This window comes from Rhodococcus sp. P3_B8 (assembly GCF_056402775.1).
This window is the reverse complement of record NZ_JBFUGT010000688.1, coordinates 1-679: the sequence shown is the minus strand read 5'-3', so window position 1 is coordinate 679 and position 679 is coordinate 1. Positions and strand designations below refer to the sequence as shown.

At 63.0% G+C, this 679-nt stretch carries 1 protein-coding gene; it reads left to right on the top strand.

The window, feature by feature from the left end; translation table 11 throughout:
- On the top strand, positions 1-679 hold a 679-nt coding region (locus tag AC1D1G_RS45770; RefSeq protein ID WP_477957008.1), incomplete at both ends, for an NAD(P)-dependent alcohol dehydrogenase.

Here is a 679-nt window from a genome sequence, read left to right as displayed (position 1 = left end):
TCCTCGGGCTGCGACGGCCACGAAGGAAGCTGCGGAACCTGGGCCTCGAGCTTGCCGGAGAGATCGAGGCCGTCGGCAAGGACGTGCACAGGTTCCAGCCGGGCGATCAGGTATTCGGGTTCACCGGTTTCGATATCGGCGCCTACGCCGAGTACAAGTGCCTGCCGGAAACCGCCTCGCTCGCACTCAAGCCGGTCGACAAGACCTACGAAGAGGCCGCCGCCGCCGTCGACGGTGCCACCACCGCACTGTTCTTCCTTCGGGACAAGGCGAAGGTGCGAACCGGACAGAAGGTTCTCGTCAACGGCGCCTCCGGCAGCGTCGGCACCTACGCAGTGCAACTCGCCAAGTCGTTCGGCGCGGAGGTCACCGGAGTGTGCGGTCCGCACAACACGGAGTTGGTGAAGTCCCTGGGCGCCGACAAGGTCATCGATTACACCACCGAGGATTTCACCGACAACGCCGAGGAATACGACGTCGTCTTCGACGCCGTCGGCAGGAATTCGTTCGCTCGGTGCAAGGGCTCGCTCACCGAGCACGGGTGCTACGTTCCCACATCCGGGCTGAACAACAACCTGCTGCAACTCTGGACGTCGATCCGAGGCGGAAGGAAAGTCGTCACCGGTATGTCCGTCCGCAAGAACGACGCATTGGCGTACATCAAGCAGCTCATCGAAGC